Annotated in this window: 22 protein-coding genes; 12 read left to right on the top strand and 10 right to left on the bottom strand. The window is 35.1% G+C overall.

Annotated features, from left to right (window positions below; all coding sequences use genetic code 11):
* Positions 1-191 precede the first annotated feature (191 nt).
* Together VUJ46_RS21040 and VUJ46_RS21045 are read left to right on the top strand one after the other, a co-directional pair.
* Complete coding sequence (locus VUJ46_RS21040; RefSeq protein WP_326982617.1) at positions 192-368, top strand: hypothetical protein; 177 nt, start codon at positions 192-194, stop codon at positions 366-368.
* Between the two features lie 344 nt (positions 369-712).
* Complete coding sequence (locus tag VUJ46_RS21045; RefSeq protein WP_326982618.1) at positions 713-1,465, top strand: hypothetical protein; 753 nt, start codon at positions 713-715, stop codon at positions 1,463-1,465.
* 902 nt (positions 1,466-2,367) lie between these two features.
* On the opposite strand, the gene VUJ46_RS21050 is transcribed toward VUJ46_RS21045, so the two are convergent.
* A complete protein-coding gene (locus VUJ46_RS21050) occupies positions 2,368-3,006 on the bottom strand; it encodes an alpha/beta hydrolase (RefSeq protein ID WP_326982619.1) in 639 nt (212 codons plus the stop codon).
* Between the two features lie 172 nt (positions 3,007-3,178).
* Between VUJ46_RS21050 and VUJ46_RS21055 the strand changes: the two genes are divergently transcribed.
* Positions 3,179-3,634, top strand: a complete 456-nt coding sequence (locus VUJ46_RS21055) for a hypothetical protein (protein ID WP_326982620.1) — start codon at positions 3,179-3,181, stop codon at positions 3,632-3,634.
* A gap of 900 nt (positions 3,635-4,534) precedes the next feature.
* On the opposite strand, the gene VUJ46_RS21060 is transcribed toward VUJ46_RS21055, so the two are convergent.
* The gene (locus tag VUJ46_RS21060) at positions 4,535-5,173 is read right to left on the bottom strand and encodes a response regulator transcription factor (RefSeq protein WP_326982621.1); all 639 of its coding nucleotides are present in this window, start codon (positions 5,171-5,173) and stop codon (positions 4,535-4,537) included.
* Entirely contained in the window at positions 5,160-7,130 is a 1,971-nt protein-coding gene (locus VUJ46_RS21065; RefSeq protein ID WP_326982622.1) for a tetratricopeptide repeat-containing sensor histidine kinase, read from the bottom strand. Before VUJ46_RS21065 ends, VUJ46_RS21060 begins: the two co-directional genes overlap by 14 nt.
* 205 nt (positions 7,131-7,335) lie before the next feature.
* On the opposite strand from VUJ46_RS21065, the gene VUJ46_RS21070 reads away from it, so the two are divergent.
* A complete protein-coding gene (locus VUJ46_RS21070) occupies positions 7,336-7,755 on the top strand; it encodes a hypothetical protein (RefSeq protein WP_326982623.1) in 420 nt (139 codons plus the stop codon).
* Positions 7,756-7,876: 121 nt separating this feature from the next.
* Here VUJ46_RS21070 and tyrS read toward each other — a convergent pair whose 3' ends face one another.
* Positions 7,877-9,172: a tyrosine--tRNA ligase gene (gene tyrS / locus VUJ46_RS21075; RefSeq protein WP_326982624.1), complete on the bottom strand. Its 1,296-nt coding sequence runs from the start codon at positions 9,170-9,172 to the stop codon at positions 7,877-7,879.
* Positions 9,173-9,404: 232 nt separating this feature from the next.
* Here tyrS and VUJ46_RS21080 point away from each other — a divergent pair, with 232 nt between their 5' ends.
* Both VUJ46_RS21080 and lipA read left to right on the top strand, forming a co-directional pair.
* Positions 9,405-9,965, top strand: a complete 561-nt coding sequence (locus VUJ46_RS21080; RefSeq protein WP_326982625.1) for an RNA polymerase sigma factor — start codon at positions 9,405-9,407, stop codon at positions 9,963-9,965.
* Between the two features lie 173 nt (positions 9,966-10,138).
* Entirely contained in the window at positions 10,139-11,005 is an 867-nt protein-coding gene (lipA, locus tag VUJ46_RS21085; RefSeq protein WP_326982626.1) for a lipoyl synthase, read from the top strand.
* A gap of 454 nt (positions 11,006-11,459) precedes the next feature.
* On the opposite strand, the gene VUJ46_RS21090 is transcribed toward lipA, so the two are convergent.
* Positions 11,460-12,311, bottom strand: coding sequence for an AraC family transcriptional regulator (locus VUJ46_RS21090; protein WP_326982627.1), 852 nt, complete (start codon positions 12,309-12,311; stop codon positions 11,460-11,462).
* Positions 12,312-12,492: 181 nt separating this feature from the next.
* On the opposite strand from VUJ46_RS21090, the gene VUJ46_RS21095 reads away from it, so the two are divergent.
* Positions 12,493-13,695, top strand: coding sequence for an MFS transporter (locus VUJ46_RS21095; protein WP_326982628.1), 1,203 nt, complete (start codon positions 12,493-12,495; stop codon positions 13,693-13,695).
* A gap of 45 nt (positions 13,696-13,740) precedes the next feature.
* On the opposite strand, the gene VUJ46_RS21100 is transcribed toward VUJ46_RS21095, so the two are convergent.
* Entirely contained in the window at positions 13,741-14,121 is a 381-nt protein-coding gene (locus VUJ46_RS21100) for an STAS/SEC14 domain-containing protein (protein ID WP_326982629.1), read from the bottom strand.
* 112 nt (positions 14,122-14,233) lie between these two features.
* On the opposite strand from VUJ46_RS21100, the gene VUJ46_RS21105 reads away from it, so the two are divergent.
* Positions 14,234-15,439: an NAD(P)/FAD-dependent oxidoreductase gene (locus VUJ46_RS21105; protein WP_326982630.1), complete on the top strand. Its 1,206-nt coding sequence runs from the start codon at positions 14,234-14,236 to the stop codon at positions 15,437-15,439.
* Between the two features lie 346 nt (positions 15,440-15,785).
* Here VUJ46_RS21105 and VUJ46_RS21110 read toward each other — a convergent pair whose 3' ends face one another.
* From VUJ46_RS21110 to VUJ46_RS21120, 3 genes are all read right to left on the bottom strand, one after another.
* Entirely contained in the window at positions 15,786-16,970 is a 1,185-nt protein-coding gene (locus VUJ46_RS21110) for a vWA domain-containing protein (RefSeq protein WP_326982631.1), read from the bottom strand.
* 13 nt (positions 16,971-16,983) lie between these two features.
* Positions 16,984-17,661 carry an SIMPL domain-containing protein gene (locus VUJ46_RS21115; RefSeq protein WP_326982632.1) on the bottom strand — a complete coding sequence of 226 codons (678 nt, stop codon included), beginning with the start codon at positions 17,659-17,661 and terminating at the stop codon, positions 16,984-16,986.
* 296 nt (positions 17,662-17,957) lie between these two features.
* A complete protein-coding gene (locus VUJ46_RS21120; RefSeq protein WP_326982633.1) occupies positions 17,958-18,311 on the bottom strand; it encodes a hypothetical protein in 354 nt (117 codons plus the stop codon).
* 250 nt (positions 18,312-18,561) lie between these two features.
* On the opposite strand from VUJ46_RS21120, the gene VUJ46_RS21125 reads away from it, so the two are divergent.
* The 3 genes from VUJ46_RS21125 to VUJ46_RS21135 all read left to right on the top strand — a co-directional run bounded on the left by VUJ46_RS21125 (position 18,562) and on the right by VUJ46_RS21135 (position 21,897).
* On the top strand, positions 18,562-20,289 hold the full coding sequence (locus tag VUJ46_RS21125; RefSeq protein WP_326982634.1) for a tetratricopeptide repeat-containing sensor histidine kinase: 1,728 nt from the start codon (positions 18,562-18,564) through the stop codon (positions 20,287-20,289).
* A gap of 49 nt (positions 20,290-20,338) precedes the next feature.
* On the top strand, positions 20,339-21,073 hold the full coding sequence (locus VUJ46_RS21130) for a LytR/AlgR family response regulator transcription factor (protein WP_326982635.1): 735 nt from the start codon (positions 20,339-20,341) through the stop codon (positions 21,071-21,073).
* 284 nt (positions 21,074-21,357) lie between these two features.
* On the top strand, positions 21,358-21,897 hold the full coding sequence (locus tag VUJ46_RS21135; RefSeq protein WP_326982636.1) for a lipocalin family protein: 540 nt from the start codon (positions 21,358-21,360) through the stop codon (positions 21,895-21,897).
* 155 nt (positions 21,898-22,052) lie between these two features.
* On the opposite strand, the gene VUJ46_RS21140 is transcribed toward VUJ46_RS21135, so the two are convergent.
* Positions 22,053-22,529: a DUF7832 domain-containing protein gene (locus VUJ46_RS21140; RefSeq protein WP_326982637.1), complete on the bottom strand. Its 477-nt coding sequence runs from the start codon at positions 22,527-22,529 to the stop codon at positions 22,053-22,055.
* A gap of 147 nt (positions 22,530-22,676) precedes the next feature.
* Here VUJ46_RS21140 and VUJ46_RS21145 point away from each other — a divergent pair, with 147 nt between their 5' ends.
* Positions 22,677-23,597, top strand: coding sequence for a helix-turn-helix domain-containing protein (locus tag VUJ46_RS21145; RefSeq protein WP_326982638.1), 921 nt, complete (start codon positions 22,677-22,679; stop codon positions 23,595-23,597).
* The last annotated feature ends 38 nt before the right edge of the window (positions 23,598-23,635 follow it).

The following is a 23,635-nucleotide window of genomic DNA, read 5'->3' on the forward strand; positions in this document are numbered from 1 at the left end:
TTACGTATAAAAGTCGTCTAAAAGCTAAATTTATTACATTTAGGTATGGGATGTCTTTGGATGCAAGATTTTAAAAACACAGAATTCCTGAAATTGTACAAAAGAGCGTATTGTTTCTAGATTTTCGAATTTATTGAAAGCGTAAAATACGATGAGTATTTTAACTTATTGCAGTACATTAAAATTTATTTATGAAAAACACTATTTTTTTTGCTTCAATTACTTTATTTTCCCAAGTAGGAATTAATATAGAAAATCCAACACAGGTATTGGATGTAAAGAGAACTTCCGGAATAACAGCCCTTTCTCAAGTGGCTCATATGCTTAATTTTTTACTACTGTTTATGATAGTGATGCTAAGTATATAAATGTTCCATCAGCAAAGGACGCTTCTTGAGTGAAGAAAGACATTCAATTTGTGTCTTGATTCTAATAGAACTTTATTCACATTAATAATTTATCAGATAAATTAAGGGTACTCTTAGAGCATACTTTCATTACACTAAGGTATGTAAAAGATCCAATAACGTTAAAAATTGTAGAAAAGAGAAAAATCTGCAAAGTCATATGATCATTTAGCTGTTAAAAGTCAAATTTTGTAGGTAATTTTCATTTTGGTAAGTGTATAATTTTAATAAATTTTATCCTCAACCGTTTTTTTTCTTTTTATCAGCTAATACCTATTTCGCTATTTTTTAAACCAAATAAATTTATGAGAAACACATTGCTTTTTATTTTTACTTTAATTTCAACTATTTCTTTTTCTCAAGTAGGAATTAATACGGAAACCCCTAGAAAATCACTTCATGTAAATGGAAGTTTGCAGATTACCAATGAACTAAATGTTGGGGGTAATGCTACGGATCAAGGGAGTGCAGGTACACTAGGACAAGTGCTGACATCAAACGGGGGTGATACTTCACCAGAATGGAAAACTATTGGTACAGCAATTAATTTAACTGGAGATATTAAATATAGTCTTATCACTGCAGATCATAACGGGTGGGTTAAATTAGATGGACGTTCCGTAGCGAGCTTAACTTCCAGTCAACAAACCCAAGCTAATACTCTGGGTTTCTCAGCTAATTTACCGGATGCAACAAATGCTTATCTGGTTCAGAATAATGCAACTCCCGGAGGATTATCAAATACTAATACTAAAACAATTAGTAGAAATCAACTTCCAAATATTACATTGTCTTCAACGGGAAGTACAAATGTTGCCGGATCACATAATCATAATTATGTAGATCGGGGAAATACAAGTTATCAAGTTACTAGGAGTGATAGTTTAACTGATATTGCAGATGATACTTCTGGTACGTATCAAACTTCAAACGCAGGAGATCATAGTCATACAGTTTCTGCTACAACAGAATCTATTAATGGAAATGTAACGCAGGCAACTTTGGATGTAAGACCTTTAAGTATGAGTGTAAGTACTTATGTATATTTAGGTCTTTAATTTTTTACCTGATTAAAAAATATAGAATCCTTATAATATTCACTGCTCTTAATTTTTGATAATACTATTATTTCTGATTAAGAAGGCTTGTTGACCAAAAAAATTAAAAGGCTGTCCAAAAAGGGCAGCCTTATATGTAAGCTGCCCATAGCTGAGCGCAAAAATTTTCAGCAAACCTTTTGTTTTGATTGAAGAAAATACATATCTCAATTTTGAAAATGATTTTTGAGCTATTATAAAATGGTAAAGAAAGCAACATTTCACAGAAATTAGTAATAACCTCAGTTCGGTCAATATAATATTCTATAAATCAATAGGAGACAGGCTTCAGTCCGTCTTGGGACGATCAGTTTTATGAGGTTTTGCCCAAAACTTATCATTAAATGAGGCTTAAGCCTTCATGGGATTTAAACTTCATCATTAAGGGGGGGGAGCTTAAGACTTAAGGTATGTACTTAACCGGTTTATAAATCGGCTTTTTTAAGGTTTGTCTTAATCTAATTTTATCCTTAACGGACTGAATTTTACTTTCCGTCATGCTCTTTATTGACTGCTAAAGGAAATACATGCTCTGTTATAATACCCAAAAGACTATTTTATATATTTCACTTTTATTTTTTACTAATTAACTCCCTAATGCCAGTTATTTATATAATATTTTTTCAATGTCCAATATGTGAAGCAAAAAGAGTAAAGGATAAAATTGTGAGTGTTTTTAGCAATATTTATGATTGATTTATATTTATTTTTCACATCAATGTTTTTTTTATTAGAATATGGATCAACACGAAGGTCTTAGCTTGGTCGATTTTTCCATATTCTAACAAAATTTTTATATCGACAACCACCAATCATTAGCAGAAAAATTATATTTGGATGTCCTTTATTGGATGGTAATGTAATTATTTAGAAAAGAATTCCATTAAATCCATGTAATTCTTTTGATTGACTCCATGACCGCTCATGTATTCTCTGAAAGAAAAATAGCAGCTGAGATCGTACAGTAGATCTGCTGCTTTTCTTCCCCATTCCAATGGAATAACCGCATCATCGGTACCGTGTGAGATAAAAAAACGTAAACCTTCCAGCTTCTTTTTGTCTTTCACTATTCCGTCCATTATTTTTTCTTCGGGATAACAGCTCATGCAAGCGATATAATTAAACATTTCCGGATACTGCAAGGCTAAGGCATAGCATAAAATTCCACCCTGGCTAAAACCGCAGAGATGGGTTTTTCCTTCTGTAATTCCGTAGTGGTTAACGATTTTTAAAATATTTTCAAGCACAGAATGTAATGATTCTTTAGCCTGAGGGACATCAATGAAATTTTCAGGGTCATTAAAATCAATGTCATACCAGGAATATCCTTCAAACTGGGTCTCTCTTGGGGCTCTGAAGCTTACAATAATCCAGTCTGCAGGAAGCGTTTCTCGGAAACTGAACAAATCCTGTTCATTGCTTCCGTAACCGTGGAGCATAAAAAGGATAGGGGTAGTCGGAGTAATATTTTCGGGTTCGCGAACGATATAATCTAAATTCATACAACAAAGATAATTAATAAATTATATTCCTGTTGTAAGCCTTATCTTCTCCTTTTTTGCCTTTTGTTGATTTGATATTGTTTAGAAATCTTTATTGGAAAATTTTCAAAAAAGTTATTTTTATATTGATAAAAAACCTATATTTGAAACATTAAAAATCTATTTGGAAAAAATGAAGCAATTTTACAACTCAAAAAGTTTACGTAGACTTTCCTTTTTATTTGTCGCATTATTCTCAATAACCACTGTTATAAATTCTTGTAAAAAGGATGATGATGACGAAGACAAACAACATATTGTACAATTTGAATCTAAAATAGTTACCGGTGGTCCTACACCGGCTCCCGTACCTCCTGTTACAGGAAAATTCAATGCTATTGCAACACAGATTGGCACAGGAGCCGAAACCAACTATACAGCTACAGGAATTTCATGGAAAAGTGATGAGTTCTTTGTGGATGAAAGCCAGTCTCAATTAAGAGTAGCCGCAAGTGCGGATCTTCCGTATGATGATTCAAAACTGATTGTAAATATGTGGATTGACAGTGAAATTGCAAAATCAGATACCATTATTGGAAAAGGAACCAATAAAGTAGTAAGCGTAACACACAGCTTCCTGGAATTATAGGAAGAAAAAATAACTAAAAAAGAGCCGTTTCAGCAATGAAACGGTTTTTTTATGGGATTCATGGCCTGTTCGCAAAACAGATCAGGATCACGGATCAGGCCCAAAACTTGGGGATTTGGCAAAAAGTTTAAATCGCTTGAAAATTAAAATAGGAATTTATGCTGTTTTCTTTTTTAATTTACCTTCCCCCCCCGAAAGGGTTAAATAGGAGTAGCGTCGGGTGAAACCTGATGTATAAGTATTCAATGATGTTACAACCTGGAAAGACTTAAATAATGTAAAGGAAATTTTAAAGATTCAATGGTAGTAATTTTTATTTCCCACGGATTCAATAGATTTCCACAGATGATACTCTTAGTTGAATGTCAGGTATTTAACAAGTTCATTCGATAAGAATCTTGTCTCAGATCTGTGGGACATAAAATATTCGTGAATTCGTGGCCATAATCATTATTTTTAACGCTAAGTTCTTTAAATGATACTGCTGATTTTCCGTTCGCAATGGCGTTCTACCCAGCAAATGATAGCCTTGCTGTATGCTTTTATTATTTGAACACAAAGTCCTCAAAGGTTATTTACTACTACTCGTTTTAAGGCTCACCAAGCTGTTCTATTGATAAAAGATCGAGAAGATTGAGCAATAAAAATGAGCATCATCATTTGAAAATCTGGCTATCTGTGGGAAATAACATATTTTAAATCTTGAAATTTCTCCCCAACTTTTGTAACTGATCAAGATCACTGGAAAAAGAGAATATATCATTTTTGAGACTCGGAATGGTTTTTTTGGGAATGATAAAAGGCAAACTATCACCTAGTCTTTCCTTTTAATTCATGATATTTTTAAGTGAAATTAAACTGTTCTGCCACTGAAACCATCAGGAAGCGGAGGCTGAAATTTTACTCATCAATGAGATTTTGCTGCAGGGCCAGACTGATAAGTTCTGTGGAATTTTTTGCCCGGAATTTCTGCAGAAGATTTTTTCGGTGCGTATCGACAGTCAACGGGCTTAAAAATAGCTCTTCTGCAATCACTGCACTTGTCTTTCCCTGTGCTACGAGTTTTAAAATTTGCTTTTCACGTTTGGTAAGACGGGGTATTATAAATTCGTTCGGAGACGGCTTACTGATAATGTCTTTGGTCTCTTTACAGAAAACAATATCTCCGGAAAGTGCCCCTTTAATACAGTCTATAAGCTCATCAATTGATGTGTTTTTCAGTAAATAGCCACTCGCCCCGTTTTGGATACACTGCATAATAATACTTCTTTCAGAACGGTTACTGAACATAATTACGGAAGTTCCCGGAGAAATTATTTTAATTTTTTTACACAATTCTATTCCATTGGAATCCGGAAGTGTAATGTCGAGTAAAATAATGTCTACTTCTCCGGATTGTACAAAATTTATAATTTCCGCACCTGAGGTAAATGTTTCAGCGACATTAAAAACCGACTGGTTGTTGAGCATTATTTTTAGCCCTTCTATAACGATAGGATGGTCGTCGACAATGACGATGTTTATTTTATGAGATTGCATCTGTATTCAGTTCAATATTAATCTGGGTTCCCTCTTTGTCGGAATGGATTTCCATGCTTCCTTTTAGATAATCAACTCTGTTTTTCAAATTTCGGATTCCCATACTTTTTGAGGTTTTATAAATATTTTCATCAAACCCTTTTCCGTTATCTTCAACCGTAATCATCAAATTAGAATCCGATTGTGAACATTGCACCAGGATACTGTCTGCTTGCGAATGCTTTACGGCATTAGCAAGCAGCTCCTGAATAATCCGATAGATATTTTTCTGAACAGATAACGGAAGTTGATGATTAATATTCAGGGCCTGACATTCTATTTCCAGATCGTTGCGGCTGTAGAATTCACAGAGATCAGTTAAAGCTGCTTCCAGTCCTAAATTTAATAAAGATTCAGGCATCAGGTTCCTGGCTACAGCTCTGAGTTCCCTAACGGAATGATCCAGCTGGTCCAAGATCCTGTCGAAACCGGCCTGCTGATTATTTTCCAAGCCGGTCGTAGAGGACCAGGTTGAAAAATTTATTTTTATTCCTGCCAACATCCCTCCCAGTCCGTCGTGGAGATCTTTGGCAATCCGTTCTCTTTCTTTCTCTTCAGTTTCAAGAATGGCTTTGGCCATATTAAGTTCTTCTTTCTGCTGTATTTCTTTAAGGTTTTGCAGGTGATTGATTGCTCTTTGTCGTGTCAGTTTTTTATGATACAGGTAAATGGAAATAATGAGGATCATTAAGAATAAAGAGGCTAACCCTAATATCCATAAATAGAGATTTTTCTTATTGATTTCAAGTTCTTTCTGGGCAATCTTTTTTTCCTTTTCTGCCGTTTGGAACTTGGTTTCAAGCTTATTGATTTCAAGCTTTACATTTTCTGAATGTAAGCTGTCACTTAGCCGAGAATATTTTTTTTCCCAGGTTAACGCCTCGGCTGGATCTCCCATTTCCTCACTCAAACTTGAAAGCTGTTTATACACTGATTTTTTATTATTGGCATCAGCCATCAGCGTTTTTTCTTTCAGAATATTTTCAAGTACTGCTTTGGATTCACCAAATTTCTTTTGCTTCCTTAAAATATCATATTTGTTAAAATAGAACATCTGAGCCAAAAGACTGAGATTGAACTTTTTAGCATATATTAAACCTTTATCGATAGCAATCAATGATTCATCATGTTTCTGTTTGGTAATAAAATACAATGTTTTTCCATAATAAAAAGAGGCATTTAATGAGGAATCAGGATATCGGATAATTAATTTTTCCGCTTTATCAAGATTTTTTTTCGCTTCATCTCCCTTTGCCTGATAGCAGAAGTTGCTGGCAGCATTCAGATAAGCAAAGAATAGTTCTGAGGAATTTGGAGCTGTTTTCTCAAGAATATCCAATGCTTTTCTATTGTAAATTCCGGCTTTTTCAAATTCAGCGTTATAGGTAAGGATGATGGCCAGCTGAGAATATAAAAAACCTAAATTCTTACTCTCCGGATATTTTTCCAGTAATGGGATCGCCTTCTCAAGAATAATTTTAAGCAAAAAAGGATAACCTTCTTTGTTTTTTTGAGCGACACCGTAATTATACCAGCATAAGGATTGGAAATAATCTGACTCTTCGGATTTAATTTTTGACAGCTCCTGAATCGCCTTTTGATAAGCCTCTGCGGCTTTCTCTTTATCTTTTTCGAGCAGATACTGTCCTTCATAATAATGAGATTTAGCGGCTAAGAGAGGAAACTGTTTTGATGAGTTTTTGCCTAAAGCCAAGTACTTTTTACTTGCAATCGTATCTGTATTACGGTAATAGTTGGAAAGAAGAAAATACGCAGTCGCCTTGCTGTCTCTGCTATTTCTGGTTTCGATCACAGCTTGTAGACTGTCCGTATATTTTTTTTCGTTAAGTGGAACAATTTGCTGGGATTGTAAACTAAATGAAAATAAAACAAATATTAAAAGAGAAAAATGCCTCATTATAACCATCAAATTCAATTATTTATCAAATAATTTACAAGATAGATAAAATTTTCTTCAGATAAAAATCTACCTGAAAATGGGTATGAAAAATTACTGCTTTTTTTGGATTGATAGGCATTGAAGGGAGTTCTACATTTGCATTACCAAATCACTTATCATAGACTTAAGTAGTAGTAAAAATTTAAACCAAAAAAGGAAATTTATGAAAAAAATGACACTAAATCAATTGTTGAAAGGAACATTCATTGTATTGTTGGCGACCATGCTAATCGGGTTTGCATCATCTTGCAGCAGTGATGACGATGACAATCCGGTAAACGGAGCAGGAAGCGAGCATAAAGTTGTTTTCAAGGCCATTGCATCATCAGGGGCTAATATTGACGTAGCGGTATACGGAATCGACGGAAATCCTACGACAGCCAGCAGCTTAAGCGGCGAAACATGGTCAAGTCCTGAAATTACATCTGAAAAAGGTGCTTATGGAGCTAATGTAGCCGTAAATGCCATAGGGGCAAATGCTTCATCTACACTTAAAGTTCAGATCTGGGTAGACGGAGAATTGAAGAAAGAGGGAACTTCAAGCGGGCAATACCTTTCTGCTTCTACTTCTTACACATTCTAGAAATTAATAACTTTCGAAATAGTTGTATTATAAAATCGCTGCAGGATTTCTCTTGCAGCGATTTGTTTTTATCTGTTTATCAGGAAAACTCCTGATAAAGAAGTCCTCTTAGTTTTGGATATTAGATCACTTTTACAATGAAATAACTCTTTTTACCCTTTTGTAATAAAAGGAATTTTCCGTCAATTAAATCAGTTTCGCTCGCTGTGTAAACCTCATTGATTTTATTTTTGTTGACAGAAATTGAATTTCCTTTCAATTCTCTTGTCGCTTCACTTTTAGATTTCAGAAATCCTGATTTTTCAGAAAGCAGATCAACGATATTTACTCCCAACACATCAGCTTTAGCAACTTCTTTTTGAGGAACACCATCAAAAATTTCAAGGAAAATTTCTTCGTCAAGACTTACCAGATCTTCCGCAGTTGAACGTCCGAAAAGAATTTCAGAAGCTTTTAAAGCTTTTTCATATTCTTCTCTTCCGTGAACCCAAACTGTCACTTCTTCTGCTAATTTTTTCTGAAGTTTTCTTTCGTGAGGAGCTGTTCCATGTTCTTCAATCAAAGCTTCAATTTCCTCTTTTCCTAAGAAAGTATAGAATTTAATGAATCTTTCAGCATCAACATCTGTTGCATTCAACCAAAATTGATAGAATTTATAAGGTGAGGTTTTCTTTTTGTCAAGCCAGTAATTTTCTCCGCTTTCAGACTTTCCGAATTTAGAACCGTCAGCTTTCGTAATCAGAGGAACCGTTAAAGCAAATGCTTCTCCCTGAGCTTTTCTTCGGATTAATTCTGTCCCTGTTGTGATATTTCCCCATTGGTCAGAACCTCCCATCTGAAGCTTTACGCCCTCGTTTTGATATAAATGTAGGAAATCGTACCCCTGAATTAACTGATACGTAAATTCCGTAAAACTCATTCCGTCAGCACCAGATTCACCTGAAAATCTTTTTTTCACGGAATCTTTGGCCATCATATAGTTTACCGTAATATTTTTGCCGACATTTTTTGCAAAATCAAGGAAAGAAATATTTTTCATCCAGTCGTAATTGTTTACCAATTCCGCTTTATTGGTTTCATTTCCGTCAAAATGTAAGAATCTTGCCAGCTGGTTTTTCAAACACTCAACATAATGAAGCAGAGTTTCTTCATCCAGAAGATTTCTCTCTGCAGATTTCCCTGAAGGATCACCAATCATTCCCGTAGCACCACCAACTAGCGCAATTGGCTTGTGACCATGCTGCTGAAAATGAGCCAAAATTTTAATCTGAATAAGACTTCCGATATGTAAAGAATCTGCTGTGGGATCAAAACCGATATAGGCTGAGGTCATTTCCTTGTTCAGTTGTTCATCCGTTCCCGGCATCATGTCGGCAAAAAGTCCGCGCCATTTCAGTTCTTCAATAAAAGAGTTCATTATTTTCTGCTTTAAATTTTTAATGTGCAAAGATAATCATTTCAGAGGAATAAGGCGAAGAAAGCTTGATGCTAAGAAAGTAAATATCTATTAAAAAATTTGCTGACGGGTTATTGATCAGAACGAAGTGGCAGGGTCGTAAAGAATCTAATATTCCCAATAAGATGAAAACTTCCATCCTCCAGCTTCCAACTCCTTGCTTTCTCACCAAAATCAATTATATTTGTTATTAATGAACGAAGAACAATTATTCCTGCTCATCGGTAAAGCAAAGGAAAAAGACCAGAAAGCTCAAACCAGGCTCATCAACATCTTTTGGGTTGATGTTTTTTCTTTTGTGATGAAAAAAGTGAGGGATGAAAATGATGCAGACGAAATTACGGTCAATGTTTTTTCAAAAGTTTTGTCAAAATTGGATATGTATGATCCGCATTTTCAATTTAAAACCTGGGTGCTTACCATTGCTCAGAATACCATTATCGATTTTTGGCGAAAAAAATCAAGAGAGAACCAGGATCCGACGGAAAATTTGGATGAAGTAAAGAATCAATATGCCAAATCACCGGAAGAATTAATGATTTCGGATGAAGAACAAAAAAAAATCATCACGACCATTGAATCGCTGGATGCCAATTATCAGGATATTATTAAACTGAGATTTTTTGAAGAAAAAAGTATCAAAGAAATTGCTGAAGAGCTGGGAATTTCTGTTGCCAATACGAAAGTTCGGGTCATGCGGGCGAAAAAAGTTTTAGCCGAATTACTGAAGAATAACGAGTTTGATGATAATTAATTTTATCAACTCGTAGTTATAGCCATGAATGCATAAATTTTTTATGTAAATAAATACCCAATAATCATTCGTGGCTATAAATAATTTTCGATAAATTATCATTTTCATCAATTCATATCGTAGATGAAGTCGATAAAAAAATCACTAACTTTGAACCTCAATTTGAGAAATAAATGGAAAATTTAGTTCAAGATACTACCGTTCAGAAGCCAAAATGGATTCGTGTAAAATTGCCTACCGGTAAGAATTACAGAGAATTAAGGACTTTGGTTGATAAATATAAATTAAATACAATTTGCCAAAGCGGAAGCTGCCCAAATATGGGGGAGTGCTGGGGAGAGGGAACAGCCACTTTCATGATTCTTGGAAATATCTGTACCAGAAGCTGTGGATTTTGTGGGGTAAAAACCGGAAAACCGCTTGATGTAAACTGGGATGAACCTGAAAAAGTAGCCCGTTCGATCAAATTAATGAAGATCAAACACGCCGTTTTAACGTCTGTTGACCGTGACGATTTGAAAGATATGGGTTCAATTCTTTGGGGTGAAACCGTAAATGCGGTAAGAAGAATTTCTCCGGGAACTACGATGGAAACATTAATTCCTGATTTCCAAGGCTTAACAAAACACCTTGACAGATTGGTAGATGTTGCTCCGGAAGTAATCTCTCACAACATGGAAACCGTAAAACGTTTGACAAGAGAGGTAAGAATTCAGGCAAAATATGAAAGAAGCCTTGAGGTGTTGAGATATTTAAAAGAAGCCGGACAAAGAAGAACGAAAACCGGTGTAATGCTTGGTTTAGGTGAGGAAAAACATGAAGTGTTCCAAACAATCGAGGACATCAGGAATGCAAATGTAGACGTCATTACCTTAGGTCAGTATTTACAGCCAACAAAAAAACATCTTCCTGTAAAAAAATTCATTACGCCTGAAGAGTTTGATGAATTCGGGGATTTTGCAAGAAGTTTAGGCTTCAGACACGTTGAAAGTTCGCCTTTGGTGAGAAGTTCTTATCACGCAGAAAAACATATTCATTAATATATAAATCGCTTCAATTTTTGGAGCGATTTTTTTGTCATTACGAGGAAAGCAATCTCGGATCAAATACAAAGCCTGGGGACTAAATAAAAAGTTAAAGAATCTGAGTTTAAATTTTAATGTTGATTTTTGCTCTCTCAGATGACGCAGATTGATTTTTCTTACACTTGAAATGTTGAACACGAAGTCCGCTAAGTTTTTTTGACAACTACCCGTTTTAATTCTCATCAAGCCGCTCTACTTATGAAAGATCACTACGATTGAGCAAAAATAGATCAGCAGCAGTATCTGTGAAAATCCGTGGGATCCGTGGGGATCTGTGGGAAATAAAAATATTCGTGCATTCGTGGCAAAAAATACCTACATAATTTCTCCCAAGTTATCTCTCACAGATTACGAAGATGTTTGTGCCTATTAGTGTAAATACTGGTGCCATTCGTGTTTACATTTAAAATTATACAACCTTACTCAAATGTTTTTTCTTAAACTCGGTCGGCGTTTCATTCATCAGTTTTTTAAACAACTTATTAAAATAAGAAAGACTTTCAAAACCGACCTGAAAGCAGACTTCGGTGATTCCTTCATTTTGAAGCAACAGTAATTTTGCCTGATTGATTCTGTAATTATTCACAAAATCGGTGAAGGTCATATTCGTTTGTTTTTTAAAATACCGGCAAAAAGCGGGAGTACTTAAATTCACATTTTCAGCAATAATATTTACGTTGGGATTTTTGTCGTAATTCTCATGAATATAATCGTAGATCGTTCCCATTCTTATTTTATCATTTAAAAACCATTTGATTCGAGTGTCTTCATTGTTTAATTCTTTCACTTCACCGGAGTTAGCAAGAATATGTAAAATATCCATCAAGCCCATTAAAGACTCGAAAGAATTTTTATCCTTCATGAGATGCAGTTTTTCAACCACCATTCTTTTCGTTTCCCCTGAAAAAGATAAACCTAAATATGAACGGTCAAGTAATTTTTTAATAGTATCAAATTCAGGAACGGGAAGAATAATATTCTGCAGAAAATCATTTCTCATCTGTAAGACAAGCTGCTTGCATTCGGTCTGAATCTTATAATCAAAATTGAGATGCGGAATATTGGAGCCAATCAGTAAAAGATCACTTCCCTCAAAATCTGAAATATTTTTACCGACATGGCGGATGCCGTTACACGCTTCTACATACACCAGCTCGATTTCCGGATGGTAATGCCAGAAAAAACAGTTTTTAAGCGAAGGTGAAAACAGTTTGAATGATTTACCTTCTTCAAACTCAATGATTTCTTTCTGAATTTTCATTACGTTCTCTTTTGATTAATATTGAATTCAAATTTAATTAAAAAGGTTAATACAGAGCAAATTTAGGTTAGCTGAGTTAAAGTTTAAATGATAATTTCTGACGAATTTTGCACTTTCAAAATAGAATTAATTAAGGTGATTAATTCTTTCCAAAACAGTTTCAAAAAGGTTTACATAAAAAATGAAGATTGATAAAAGAATAATACCGCTGGCTATCGGTGGTTTAGGTATTGGAACCACGGAATTTACCGTGATGGGTCTGCTTCCGGATATTGCAAAGACCTTGCAGATCACAATACCTGAAGCGGGACATTTAATCTCCGCATATGCATTGGGAGTGGTAATCGGAGCTCCGATTCTGATCGGATATTCCGTGAAATTTCCACCGAAAAAAGTATTGCTTTCTCTGATGGTAATTTTCACCCTGTTCAATGCACTTTCAGCAGTAGCACCTGATTATACGACCATGCTTATTATCAGATTTCTTTCCGGATTGCCACATGGAGCATTTTTCGGAGTAGGAACAGTAGTGGCTGCGAGAATGGCGGCAAAAGGAAAAGAAGCTTTTTATATTTCCTTAATGTTCACAGGGCTCACCGTGGCCAATCTGGCGATGGTTCCTTTGGTAACTTATATAGGTCATACTTTCCACTGGAGATGGTATTTTGCGATTGTCGCCGTCATCGGATTAATTGCCTTATTATTCCTAAAACTCTGGCTTCCGGCTATTGAAACGAATGAAGATACCCATTTTAAAGAAGAAATTAAATTCCTCAAAAGAAAGCAGGCATGGCTTGTTTTAATGATTACCGCGATCGGTTTTGGCGGACTTTTCACTTGGTTTAGTTATATTACGCCTTTAATGACAGTAATGTCAGGCATTAAAGAAAGCCAGATGGCCTATGTCATGATTCTCGCCGGTGGCGGAATGGTGGTAGGAAATTTAGTGGGGGGCTATCTTTCAGACAGGTTAAGTCCTGAAAAAACATGTGTCCTTTTGATGTCTTTAATGATGGTTTCTCTTGCAGGTGTATTTTTCCTTTCTGAACATACGGGATTATCGCTGGTATTAACGTTCATCTGCGGAGCGTTATCCATGTCGGTTGCAGCGCCCATTAACATTATGATGATGAAAGCGGCACCCAAAAGTGAGATGATGGCGGCAGCATTTATGCAGGCAGCATTCAACTGTGCCAATGCAATGGGTGCGTTCCTTGGAGGTTTGCCTCTGGAAAGGGGGTATTCCTATAACTATCCGTCTTTAGTCGGAGTGGGAATGACTTTCATTGGGTTGATCATCGCTTTCAGATATAAACAACTGTACGGATCACAGGTTCTTCATCAGGAAGAAGTACCTGTGGAATGTATTTCATGTGACAAATAAATAAAGGGAAGCCAATAGCTTCCCTTCTTCTTTAATAAATAGTACTTATGCCTCTACTTCATTGCCATTCTTGCACCAATACAGGGCATTGTATAAATTTTCTTTAGGAAAAGATTTAAATTCTCCAGGCATCAGAACACTGAAAATATCAGTGAATTTCTGTACACCTTCTTTATCCGTTACGATAGCGGCCCTGTTCCAGTTGGCCAGATTCTTTATACCCAAGAGGGTATCTTCAATCCATGCTCCCATCGTAAAATTATCCAGATCAGTATCCAAATACAGCAAATAATTCAACTCTCCAAATTGATCCACTTTTGCTTTTACCCGTGGAATTACCAGATTTTCAAAATCTTCTTTTGTTACCTCGCCCGTCGCATTGAATGCCGCAACATTCTCCGGAGCTTCTGGAATAATCGTTATCATATATAAATTTTTAATGTGGTTTGATTTTTAAGTGATAACAATAATTAAACCATTATTTAATTTTTAATTAATAAAAGGCGCGGTTATTGAATTGTTTTATGAAAAATATTCTATGAATCTTAAATCTAATGAACCATTCTGGTTGCTGAAAAACGGATTGGTTTCTTCCTATCCATCCTTAAAATCGAATGAAGAATGTGATGTTTTGATCATCGGAGGCGGAATTACGGGAAGCCTGGTGGCTCATCAAATGGTTGCGGACGGTTATAAAACCATACTTATTGATAAACGTGAAATCTGCAATGGCAGTACTTCCGCAACCACTTCAATGCTGCAATATGAAATTGATGTTCCTCTTTTTGAACTGATAGAAAAAATTGGACAGAAAGGAGCAGTCAACAGCTATAAAGCCTGCTCAGATTCCATCGATACTCTTGAAAAACTCTCAGAAAAAATTAAATCAAAAGCCGGTTTTAAAAGAAAACAGTCATTATATTTTGCTTCGAAAAAGAAGGATGTCAATTGGCTGAAAGAAGAATATAAAGCCAGAAAAAAAGCAGGATTTAAGGTTAAATGGCTTGAAGCTGAAGAAGTTCTAAAAAAATTCGGATTCGAAAACACGTTTGGCGGCATCGTCTCCGATCAGGGAGCGAGTATTGATGCTTTTAAATTCTCTCATGAATTATTTGAATTGAATACCAAAAAAGGACTAAAAATATTCGACAAAACAGAAATGACAAAAGTTGAATATTGTAAAGGATATAATTTGGTGACTGTTGATTCCGGATACCAGATCAAAGCAAAAAAAATCATTTACTGCATTGGCTATGAGAGTAAAAATTTAATCAAAGAGCATTTTGTTGATTTAAAAAGTACCTACGCCATTGTTTCTGAAATTGATCATGATAAATTTAAAAACATCACCGACACATTAGTCTGGAATACGGATGACCCTTATATTTATATGAGAACAACCGATGATGCAAGGCTGCTGATCGGTGGCGGAGATGAGGATTTTTATGATTCCAAAAAACGAGACGCCCTTCTTGATAAAAAAGAAAAAGAAATTGTAAAGGTTCTAAAAAAAATAAAACCGGATTATCATTTTTATACCGATTTTGTCTGGGCCGGGACTTTCGGGGAAACAAAAGATGGTTTACCTTACATCAGTGAGCATCCCAAGTTTAAAAACTCCTATTTCGTGCTGGGATTCGGAGGAAATGGGATCACTTTTTCTGTAACCGGAATGGAAATGGCATCCCGATTTATGAAAGGTAAAAAACATCCACTGTCCCGATATTTTAAATTCGGAAGATAGTTTCCAAAATGGGATTTTTAATTTCAAACACCCAGGGCAAATACGTTTTAACGCAAAGTTTTATTTTAACTCATTGAATATTATAAGGAGCAAAGAGGAATCAACAAAGTTGATTTGATGAAGCGATCGCATTAGCGGTACAGCTTAATAAGTGGCTTTGCTGCTTTTCCTGGCTTCCTTAAAATAAAATACACAATTAGTAAAACCTTTGGGTTTACTATTTTCATACGTTTATCCTATCAAAATACAAAAGGTGACCTTAGTTTTGGTCACCTTTTGTATTATCATGATGTAAAACTCCATAGTTTCTTCTATCAGACAAATAGATACCTGAATTTTTTTACTTTTAAATACTGTACCCTTTTTTCTTAGCCAGCTCCAGCACTGAATTTTCAATTGCTTTTCCAAGGTCGTCAGCCTCCGGGTTGCCTCTTTTTTTCATTTCCGTATCAATATAACCCTGTCTTTTTTTAGAAAGCACTTCAATTTCTTTCTGAATCTGGCCCCGTTGTGCTGATTTTTCAGCCACCGCCTTTTTGATTTCTTCTTTACTTTTACCTTTCAGATCAGCAGGAAGTTCACTTTCTTTGACCTTTGAAATAAAATCAGCATCTTTTTCAGCCCGGTCTACCAGATCCCAGTGATCATTTTTGTAAGCATTTTTCCGGGATTTTGCTACTGTTCTCTCTACGGAACTCGACGCAGATTGAACTTCAGCATTTTTATCCTGAACCATTTGTTTGTTCTTATATTCTGAGCCACGGCTTCCGTAATAGACATACGTATCGTTTAATTTTGAATTGTATTCAGAAATTTTTACATCGTAAGGAGTCTCAATATAAATTACTTTTTTATCACTGTCGATATTAAAATATTTTCCGTCACCAATAGTAGCGCCACTTTGCCAGAAACTTTGAATTCCTTCACTTCTGTCGCCGCAGAAAATGGTGTTGGTATAAATATTTTTAGATTTAGCCTTAGAAATGGTTTCTTTATAATTGATTCTTCCCTGATCGAAAGGTTCATTTCCCGCAATATAAATCAGTTTCATGCTTTTTTCATTGCCGTCCCAGTTGAGATTCATTGAGGCATCTCGAATAACGGCACCACAATATTCACTTCCACCATTGGTTTTTAAAGCGAATAATTTTTCGGAAACCAGATCCAGATCCTGCGTTAATGGAGTTACCTGTCGGATAAAATTTTCGTCCTGAAGCCCGTCGTTCCCGTATTCATACAGGGCAATTTCCACTTGTGGAGCTTTTCCGTTGTATTTTAAGGTGGTTAAAGTATTCACAATATTCCAGAGTCTGGATTTTGCCTGATCGATCAGTCCGTCCATGCTGTTGGAGGTATCCAGAAGCAAAGCCACCTGAATTTTATTCTCTTTGCTGACGGTTCCTGAGGGAGCATCATTCTGAACGATCGTTTTTGGATGTAATGGTTTTCCGCAACTTCTGATCGGTGAGCTTTGGGCACTTAAAAATGCAGTAGCTCCCAATGTTAATGTTAAGAATTTAATTATGGTCATGATCTTATGTTTTTTAAAGGATTTCGTATTTCGTTTTAATACTGTACTTCAGCTTGATATTTTCGATATTATCAAAAGAATAATCAACGCCTGCGTCTGCGGCTTCCATTTGAACATTGCTCACTCTCACAGATTTGTAGGCTTTTGGCAAAATCATGTCACTTGTATAATCTTCAATTTCTGTGATCTCAAGCGGAGTTCCCACTTTCTTACCGATGCTTTCCAAGAGATAATCTGCTTTTTCTTTGGCTGCTTTTAAGGCATTAATTTTTACTGTTTTTCTAAAATCTGCAATTTTGGTATTCTTAATTTCAGCAATGTTGATGTTGTTTACCCATTTCTGATTAAGATTTTCAAACAGGTTTCCCATATCGGTGGTCTTGCTTACTTTAAACTGAAAACTTTTCGTGAAAATTTTAGTTTTAGAGTAAATATTCTGATACATCGACTGGAATTTGATGTCTTCATTTTTCACCCCGTTTTTCTTTAGGGTTTCAAACAGTGATTTCTCATTGTCGGCTAATTGGTTTTTATTATCTCCCTTAATACCAACGTTGAAAATAATTTCATCCGGTTCTACTTCCATTTCAGCAACGCCTGTTACTTCGATTGCATTTCTTTTGATTTCCTGAGCTTGTGTAAAGCGTCCTAAAGTCAATAATCCGATTATTAAAAAATGTCTCAATTTCATACTGTTTTTATTTTAAATTTTAAACTTCTGGAGTAAAATTACTCCGATTGAAGAGGTGAAATTGGGAGACTTGGTGAAATCTGGGTTTCACTTGGTGAGCTTGAGTTTTTGCAGAATATTTGAATGACCGGCTGAAACCCCTAGCCCCGATTGCAGCGGATACCCCGCAACTGGGTTGGAGGGTTTGAGAGAAGGAGGGTTTAGAAGTGGAGAGCGTTGGCGAGCTTTGGGGTGAGGAGTATGAGCGGAAAGCGGGAGTAAGCTCCAAATAAAAAAAAACAGTTCAAATGAACTGTTTATCGGTTGGTAAGAAGGATAGATCTGCCGTTTCGGGTGGTGAGCTTTTTCTCTTCTGAAAATAATTTTGTCCTTATAATAAGCCGGTCTTCATGCTCGGAAATGGTATAAGTATTAGAGGTAAAAAGCGCATCATCTATAGAATGTTCAAACAATTTCGTGGAATCTGACTCTATAACAGAATAGAAATCTACTTTATAATCATCAATTCCTGTCTGATAATACTTGTAAATAATCTTTTCGTTCAGGTCGCTCGAAATAATTTTGGTTTCGATGAAATTGCTCTGTTCCAGGAAAGAACAGCTTTGCAGTAGTAATGCAGGAAATAATAAAAGGTAAAAATGTTTTTTCATAGTGATTTTGGTTTTATCAAATGTAATCAATGTTAAAGAGCTGACTGTTAACAGAATTTCAATTAATATTAAGATTCTGTCACCAACTTACGCTATGATGAGAAGATCGTGTCATCCACTTGGTGAACGTCTGATTTCACTTGGTGAATCTTTTCGTAATACATTAGTATATACCTATCTTTGTTGTATGAAAAGGGTCGCATTTTTTATCGTGTTTTTCTTTTTGTCTGGGAATATTGTATATGCTCAAATGGAGAAGCCTGTCGAAGACATCCAGAAACAGTCTGTAAAGCTGCGAAAAGCTGTGGATTCAAGGGATGAATCTGCACAGGCCAATTCTTATTACAGTATCGGCGAAACATTCTTTAATGATGGAAATTTTCAGAAAAGCGAGGAGTATTACACGAAAGCGAAAAATATTTATGAGAAAATTAATGACAAACCGAATATTGAAAAAGTAAGCAGGAAATTAGCTCAATCTCAGGAAAAGCAGAATAAAATTACGCCGGCTATCAGCAATTACAACCGCGCCGCACGGGTAGGTTCATCGAGAAGCAAAAGTAAAGCAGTCAACTCTAATGATGTGGCAAGACTTTCCACAAGTTCTCCCGAAGCTAAAGAAGAAGCGATTTTAAGCAATATTCAATTGAATGAAAACGAAAAGGATAAAGGTGATCTGGCGGCAAGTTACAGCCAGATGGCAGATGTAAATATTCAGCAGAATAATATTCCTAAAGCGGAGTCCAATCTCAACAATGCCTATGAGATTTCAAAAAAAGAGGCTCCAACGCAAGCCTTGGAAATTAATAAGAAACTGACCGACTTTTATATTGAAAATAAAAAATTCGACAAAGCAATTGAAGCAAAAAAGACAGTTTTAAAGGAAGATTTCGTTAAAGAAAATTCTAAAAAAGAGGTTGAACAAATTCAAGAGTTAGCAGATATTTATATTAAAAAAAATGATCCCCAGGAAGCCATTGATTTATTAAAAAAATCCTACGGAATCGCGTTGGAAAAAGGGCATACTTTGGAAGCTCAGAAAAGTGTAAAAAAATTAGACAGCCTTTATAATGTTTCTGAAAATACAGATGCTTCGGTGAAATTATATCGTGATTTTTTAGGAAAGTTGCCAGATTTGGTTTCAAAAGATAAAAGTCTGGTCGATGAAAAAATCTTGGAAGATACCGAACAGAGAATCGCCCAATTAGAAAAGGAAAAGCAATTAAAAGATGAATTGATTCGTAAGAAAAATGTCTTTAACTACAGTTTAATTTTTGCATTAATTATTCTGATTGGATTAATAATTTTCATTTTCAGAACCTTGAAAAAAGTTCAGATCAAGAATAAAAAAATTGCGTTGCAATCGCTTCGCCGTGAGATGAATCCGCATTTTATTTTTAACAGCTTAAATTCTGTCAATCATTTTATTGCGACGAATAACGAACTGGAAGCCAATCAATATTTAACCAGATTTTCAAAGTTAATGCGTGGTGTCATGGAAAATTCTACGGAAGATTTCATTCCATTTCAGCAGGAATTAGATTTGCTTCAAAACTATTTAGCATTGGAAAAAACGCGCTTCGCGGATAAATTTGATTTTGAAATTGATGTGGATGAATCTTTAAATACTCAAAGTCTAAAAGTTCCCGGAATGCTGGTACAGCCATTTCTCGAAAACGCAATCTGGCACGGACTTCGTTACAGAACAAACAAAGGATTTTTGAAACTGAATTTCGAAAAACAGGAGCAATTTTTAAAAATTACGATTGAAGATAACGGAATCGGAATTGAGGAAAGCAAAAAACAAAAAACAGAACATCAAAAAGCCAGAAAGGGTCGCGGAATGAAAAATACGCTGGAAAGAATTGCTTTGCTGAATGATTTGTATAAGCAGGAAATTCAATGTAAAATCACTGATAAAAAAGATGCACAAGGTGTTCTTGTTGAAGTACGTTATAAAGCGATTAATAATCTATAAACGTCAACAACCTGCAACCTAAAACCTACTATCTATAACCTAGAAAATTATGAAAATAAAAGCCGTAATCGTAGACGACGAAGTCATTGCAAGAGATGTTTTGAGGAATTATCTCACAAAATATTGTCCGCAGGTTGAGATTTTGGGTGAAGCTGAAAACATTAAGGAAGCCGTTCCTCTGATCGCGGAAAAACAACCTCAATTGGTTTTTTTAGATGTGGAAATGCCTTTCGGAAACGCATTTGATGTTTTGGAAGCAACGAAAGATTTTTCTTACGAAACCATTTTCATTACGGCGTTTTCGCAATATTCTTTGCAGGCTTTGAACAAATCGGCGAGTTATTATATTTTAAAACCCATCGATATTCAGGAACTGATTTTGGCGGTCAATAAAGTTGCCGAAAGTTTAGAAAATAAAGAAGAACTCAACAGAAATAAAATTCTCCTTGAAAATTTAAAGTTAAAACCTGAAAAACAACAGTTAATTCTTCCAACATTACAAGGTTTTGATGTCGTGAAAACTGAAGATATTATGCGACTTCAGGCTGATGGAAATTTCACACAAGTTTATCTGACAGACGGTTCAAAGAAAATGGTCTGCCGATTTTTAAAGCATTTTGATGACTTGCTGGAAAACCCTTTTGTGAGAGTTCACCGTTCGCATATCATCAATACCAATTTTGTGAAATCGTACCATAAAAGCGGAACGGCAACCCTTTCTGATAACACCGAAATCGAAGTTTCCGGAAGTTTCAAAGATAATTTCCTGAAAGTTTTTTCTTAATTTTTGGGCAGCTTTTTCCGCCTTCCGCTCCCGCTTTTTTGTTTCACAAAAAGAGCTCCGCTCAAGTCGGGCTGCAACGATTCGACATTAAAAGCATAGGTTTTCCAAGAAAATTAGAGATAATACTTAGTGATCTTATTTAAGTGAAACGCCTTTGCGAACTTAGAAAAGTTTAGTAGTCAAAAAAATCTTAGCGCCCATTGCGTTAAAAACAAAAGAGTTTTAGCAAAAAATTAAGGCATCATTTTTGAACTTTTCAGACCAATTACACAAAATATTCTATTATGAAAACCCTTCAAAAAATAGCAATTCCCATTTCTTTGGGTGTTTTAGGACTTATTATTTTCAATTCATGTTCAGTGGGGATTCCAAAAGGAGCAACGGCAGTTCAAAATTTTAATTCAGAAAAATATCTCGGAAGATGGTACGAAATTGCCCGTTTCGACTATAGATTCGAGAAAAATATGGATAACGTAACCGCAACATATTCTAAAAATCCGAATGGAACTATTCGTGTTGATAATAAAGGCTATAATTACGTTAAAAAAGAATGGAAAGAATCTATTGGAGAAGCGAAATTTGTAAACGAACCAACTGAAGCCAGATTAAAAGTTTCTTTTTTTAAACCTATTTGGGCAGGCTACAATGTGATTGATATTGATGAAGACTATCAATATGCTTTGGTAGTCGGAAACAGCACTAAATATATCTGGATTTTATCCCGTACAAAAGAAATTCCTGAAAGTATTAAACAGCGATTTTTAGAAAAAGCGAAGAATATTGGGTATAAAACAGAGGATTTGATTTGGGTGAAACATGATTAGGCTTTTGCAAGAAATGAAATGACGAAGCAGTCATTTTTTTAACCTAAATAAATATTAAAGTATTAAACCACCCCGTCAAAAATTCTTACGAATTTTCGTCACCCCTCAAAAGGAGGGGAGTTTTTATTATATATGTTATATTAGACGTTAGGTAATTAATTCAGATTTCTATATTCCTTCCATTCCTCGTAACGATGATTAATAGCCAGTTGCATTAGATCATAATTGTCGTAGGTATCTTCAATATGATAAAATGTTTCATATTCATAATCGTTTTCTTCGGCTTTAGCATCAAAAATATTCACGTAATCATCGGCAAACGAACTGTATCTGTTTCCAAAATCAGTTTCGTCTTTATAATAATCCTGTGCAAAAGCATTTCCCAATTCATTCAAGTCATATTCGGAAAATTTCCCGTCCATAGAATCCATGATAAATTCTGCTCCGGTAATTTCTCTTCGCATTAATTTTTCAATTTCCTCTTCGCCATCTTCTTTCAGTTCGTCTGAAATCAAATCATTCTGAATACACCAATTCAGGAACATTCCGGTGTGTGTAGCTCCGTTTTTTTCAGGAAGACCTTCGGGAAAATCGCCGCCATAATGCCAGGAAGCATCGTCATATTTAGACATATTATTTACATTATATTTTAAAACTTCATTTCAAAGATATAAAAAATCGTGTTGTTTCTTTATCGTAATATGATTTTAACTCAAACTGAAAAATAATTCATTATGTATCAAAATATTAGTATCTTTTCAATATAAAATACATTATTGATGCAAAGTGATGTTCTTGTTTTTCATTCCATTCAGGATTTGTATAAAAGCATAGATATTTGGGAACCGGAAAGTCTTGAATTCGATTGCCACCGCTATGAAGTTTCGATGAATAAAGTAAAGCGTACAATGTTGCCTTACCGAAATATGTTTTATCAGATCTCTTTATTTAAATACGGTGTTCAGGATATTAAGGTAAATTCAAAGCCTTATACGATGGATGAAGGAACTTTATTTTTTTCAACATCAGGAAATGTTCAGTCTTGGGAAATTATTGAAGATCTTACAGGTTTTGTAATGTTTTTTTCTTCTACATTTTTATCATCATCAATCATAAACAGCCGAATTTTAGAAAACTTTCCATTTTTTGGAGTTGATTCTAATATTGTCATAAAAGTCAATGCAGATCAATTCGCAAAATTAAGTTCAATTTATAATGAAATTTTAGAAGAGCTTTCCGGTGATTATTTCGGAAAATGGGAGATTATACGTTCATTGTTACTGTTGATTATGCATCAGTCGTCTAGAATTTATTATTCAAAAGATGATTCGGAGCCGGATATTATAGATTCTCAAAGGCATATTGTAAAGAAGTTTCAGACGCTTTTATCGCAGCATTATGAACAATTATATTTAGGTAGGGATGTATCGTTGAAAATTGCGAGCGATTATGCCTCGGAATTATACATTCACCCGAATTATCTGAATCAGGTGACTAAAAAAGTATTGGGGAAAACGGCAAGCAGCTTAATTAAAGAGAAAACGATTCACGAAGCAAAAGTCTTATTATATCAAACCAATTTTTCGATTTCTGAAATTGCTTATAAATTAGGCTTTGAAACCAACACGTATTTCAGTCGGTTTTTTAAAAAAGAGACCGGAAAAACGCCATCCGAATACAAAAACTCACCGAATCTTTGATATGTATCATTCATGCTTTGGTTTGTATTAACGGTCGC

Source organism: Chryseobacterium sp. MYb264 (assembly GCF_035974275.1).
Classification (GTDB): domain Bacteria; phylum Bacteroidota; class Bacteroidia; order Flavobacteriales; family Weeksellaceae; genus Chryseobacterium.

What these genes read in the sequence shown, in the direction of transcription:
- VUJ46_RS21055 (WP_326982620.1), top strand. Translation starts at nt 3,179, where the DNA reads ATGAAGCAATTTTACAACTCAAAAAGTTTACGTAGACTTTCCTTTTTA.
- VUJ46_RS21060 (WP_326982621.1), bottom strand. Translation starts at nt 5,173, where the DNA reads ATGCAATCTCATAAAATAAACATCGTCATTGTCGACGACCATCCTATC.
- VUJ46_RS21110 (WP_326982631.1), bottom strand. Translation starts at nt 16,970, where the DNA reads ATGACCATAATTAAATTCTTAACATTAACATTGGGAGCTACTGCATTT.
- VUJ46_RS21125 (WP_326982634.1), top strand. Translation starts at nt 18,562, where the DNA reads ATGGAGAAGCCTGTCGAAGACATCCAGAAACAGTCTGTAAAGCTGCGA.
- VUJ46_RS21070 (WP_326982623.1), top strand. Translation starts at nt 7,336, where the DNA reads ATGAAAAAAATGACACTAAATCAATTGTTGAAAGGAACATTCATTGTA.
- VUJ46_RS21080 (WP_326982625.1), top strand. Translation starts at nt 9,405, where the DNA reads ATGAACGAAGAACAATTATTCCTGCTCATCGGTAAAGCAAAGGAAAAA.
- VUJ46_RS21115 (WP_326982632.1), bottom strand. Translation starts at nt 17,661, where the DNA reads ATGAAATTGAGACATTTTTTAATAATCGGATTATTGACTTTAGGACGC.
- VUJ46_RS21105 (WP_326982630.1), top strand. Translation starts at nt 14,234, where the DNA reads ATGAATCTTAAATCTAATGAACCATTCTGGTTGCTGAAAAACGGATTG.
- VUJ46_RS21050 (WP_326982619.1), bottom strand. Translation starts at nt 3,006, where the DNA reads ATGAATTTAGATTATATCGTTCGCGAACCCGAAAATATTACTCCGACT.
- VUJ46_RS21065 (WP_326982622.1), bottom strand. Translation starts at nt 7,130, where the DNA reads ATGAGGCATTTTTCTCTTTTAATATTTGTTTTATTTTCATTTAGTTTA.
- VUJ46_RS21040 (WP_326982617.1), top strand. Translation starts at nt 192, where the DNA reads ATGAAAAACACTATTTTTTTTGCTTCAATTACTTTATTTTCCCAAGTA.
- VUJ46_RS21145 (WP_326982638.1), top strand. Translation starts at nt 22,677, where the DNA reads ATGCAAAGTGATGTTCTTGTTTTTCATTCCATTCAGGATTTGTATAAA.
- VUJ46_RS21045 (WP_326982618.1), top strand. Translation starts at nt 713, where the DNA reads ATGAGAAACACATTGCTTTTTATTTTTACTTTAATTTCAACTATTTCT.
- VUJ46_RS21120 (WP_326982633.1), bottom strand. Translation starts at nt 18,311, where the DNA reads ATGAAAAAACATTTTTACCTTTTATTATTTCCTGCATTACTACTGCAA.
- VUJ46_RS21090 (WP_326982627.1), bottom strand. Translation starts at nt 12,311, where the DNA reads ATGAAAATTCAGAAAGAAATCATTGAGTTTGAAGAAGGTAAATCATTC.
- VUJ46_RS21100 (WP_326982629.1), bottom strand. Translation starts at nt 14,121, where the DNA reads ATGATAACGATTATTCCAGAAGCTCCGGAGAATGTTGCGGCATTCAAT.
- VUJ46_RS21135 (WP_326982636.1), top strand. Translation starts at nt 21,358, where the DNA reads ATGAAAACCCTTCAAAAAATAGCAATTCCCATTTCTTTGGGTGTTTTA.
- VUJ46_RS21130 (WP_326982635.1), top strand. Translation starts at nt 20,339, where the DNA reads ATGAAAATAAAAGCCGTAATCGTAGACGACGAAGTCATTGCAAGAGAT.
- tyrS (WP_326982624.1), bottom strand. Translation starts at nt 9,172, where the DNA reads ATGAACTCTTTTATTGAAGAACTGAAATGGCGCGGACTTTTTGCCGAC.
- lipA (WP_326982626.1), top strand. Translation starts at nt 10,139, where the DNA reads ATGGAAAATTTAGTTCAAGATACTACCGTTCAGAAGCCAAAATGGATT.
- VUJ46_RS21095 (WP_326982628.1), top strand. Translation starts at nt 12,493, where the DNA reads ATGAAGATTGATAAAAGAATAATACCGCTGGCTATCGGTGGTTTAGGT.
- VUJ46_RS21140 (WP_326982637.1), bottom strand. Translation starts at nt 22,529, where the DNA reads ATGTCTAAATATGACGATGCTTCCTGGCATTATGGCGGCGATTTTCCC.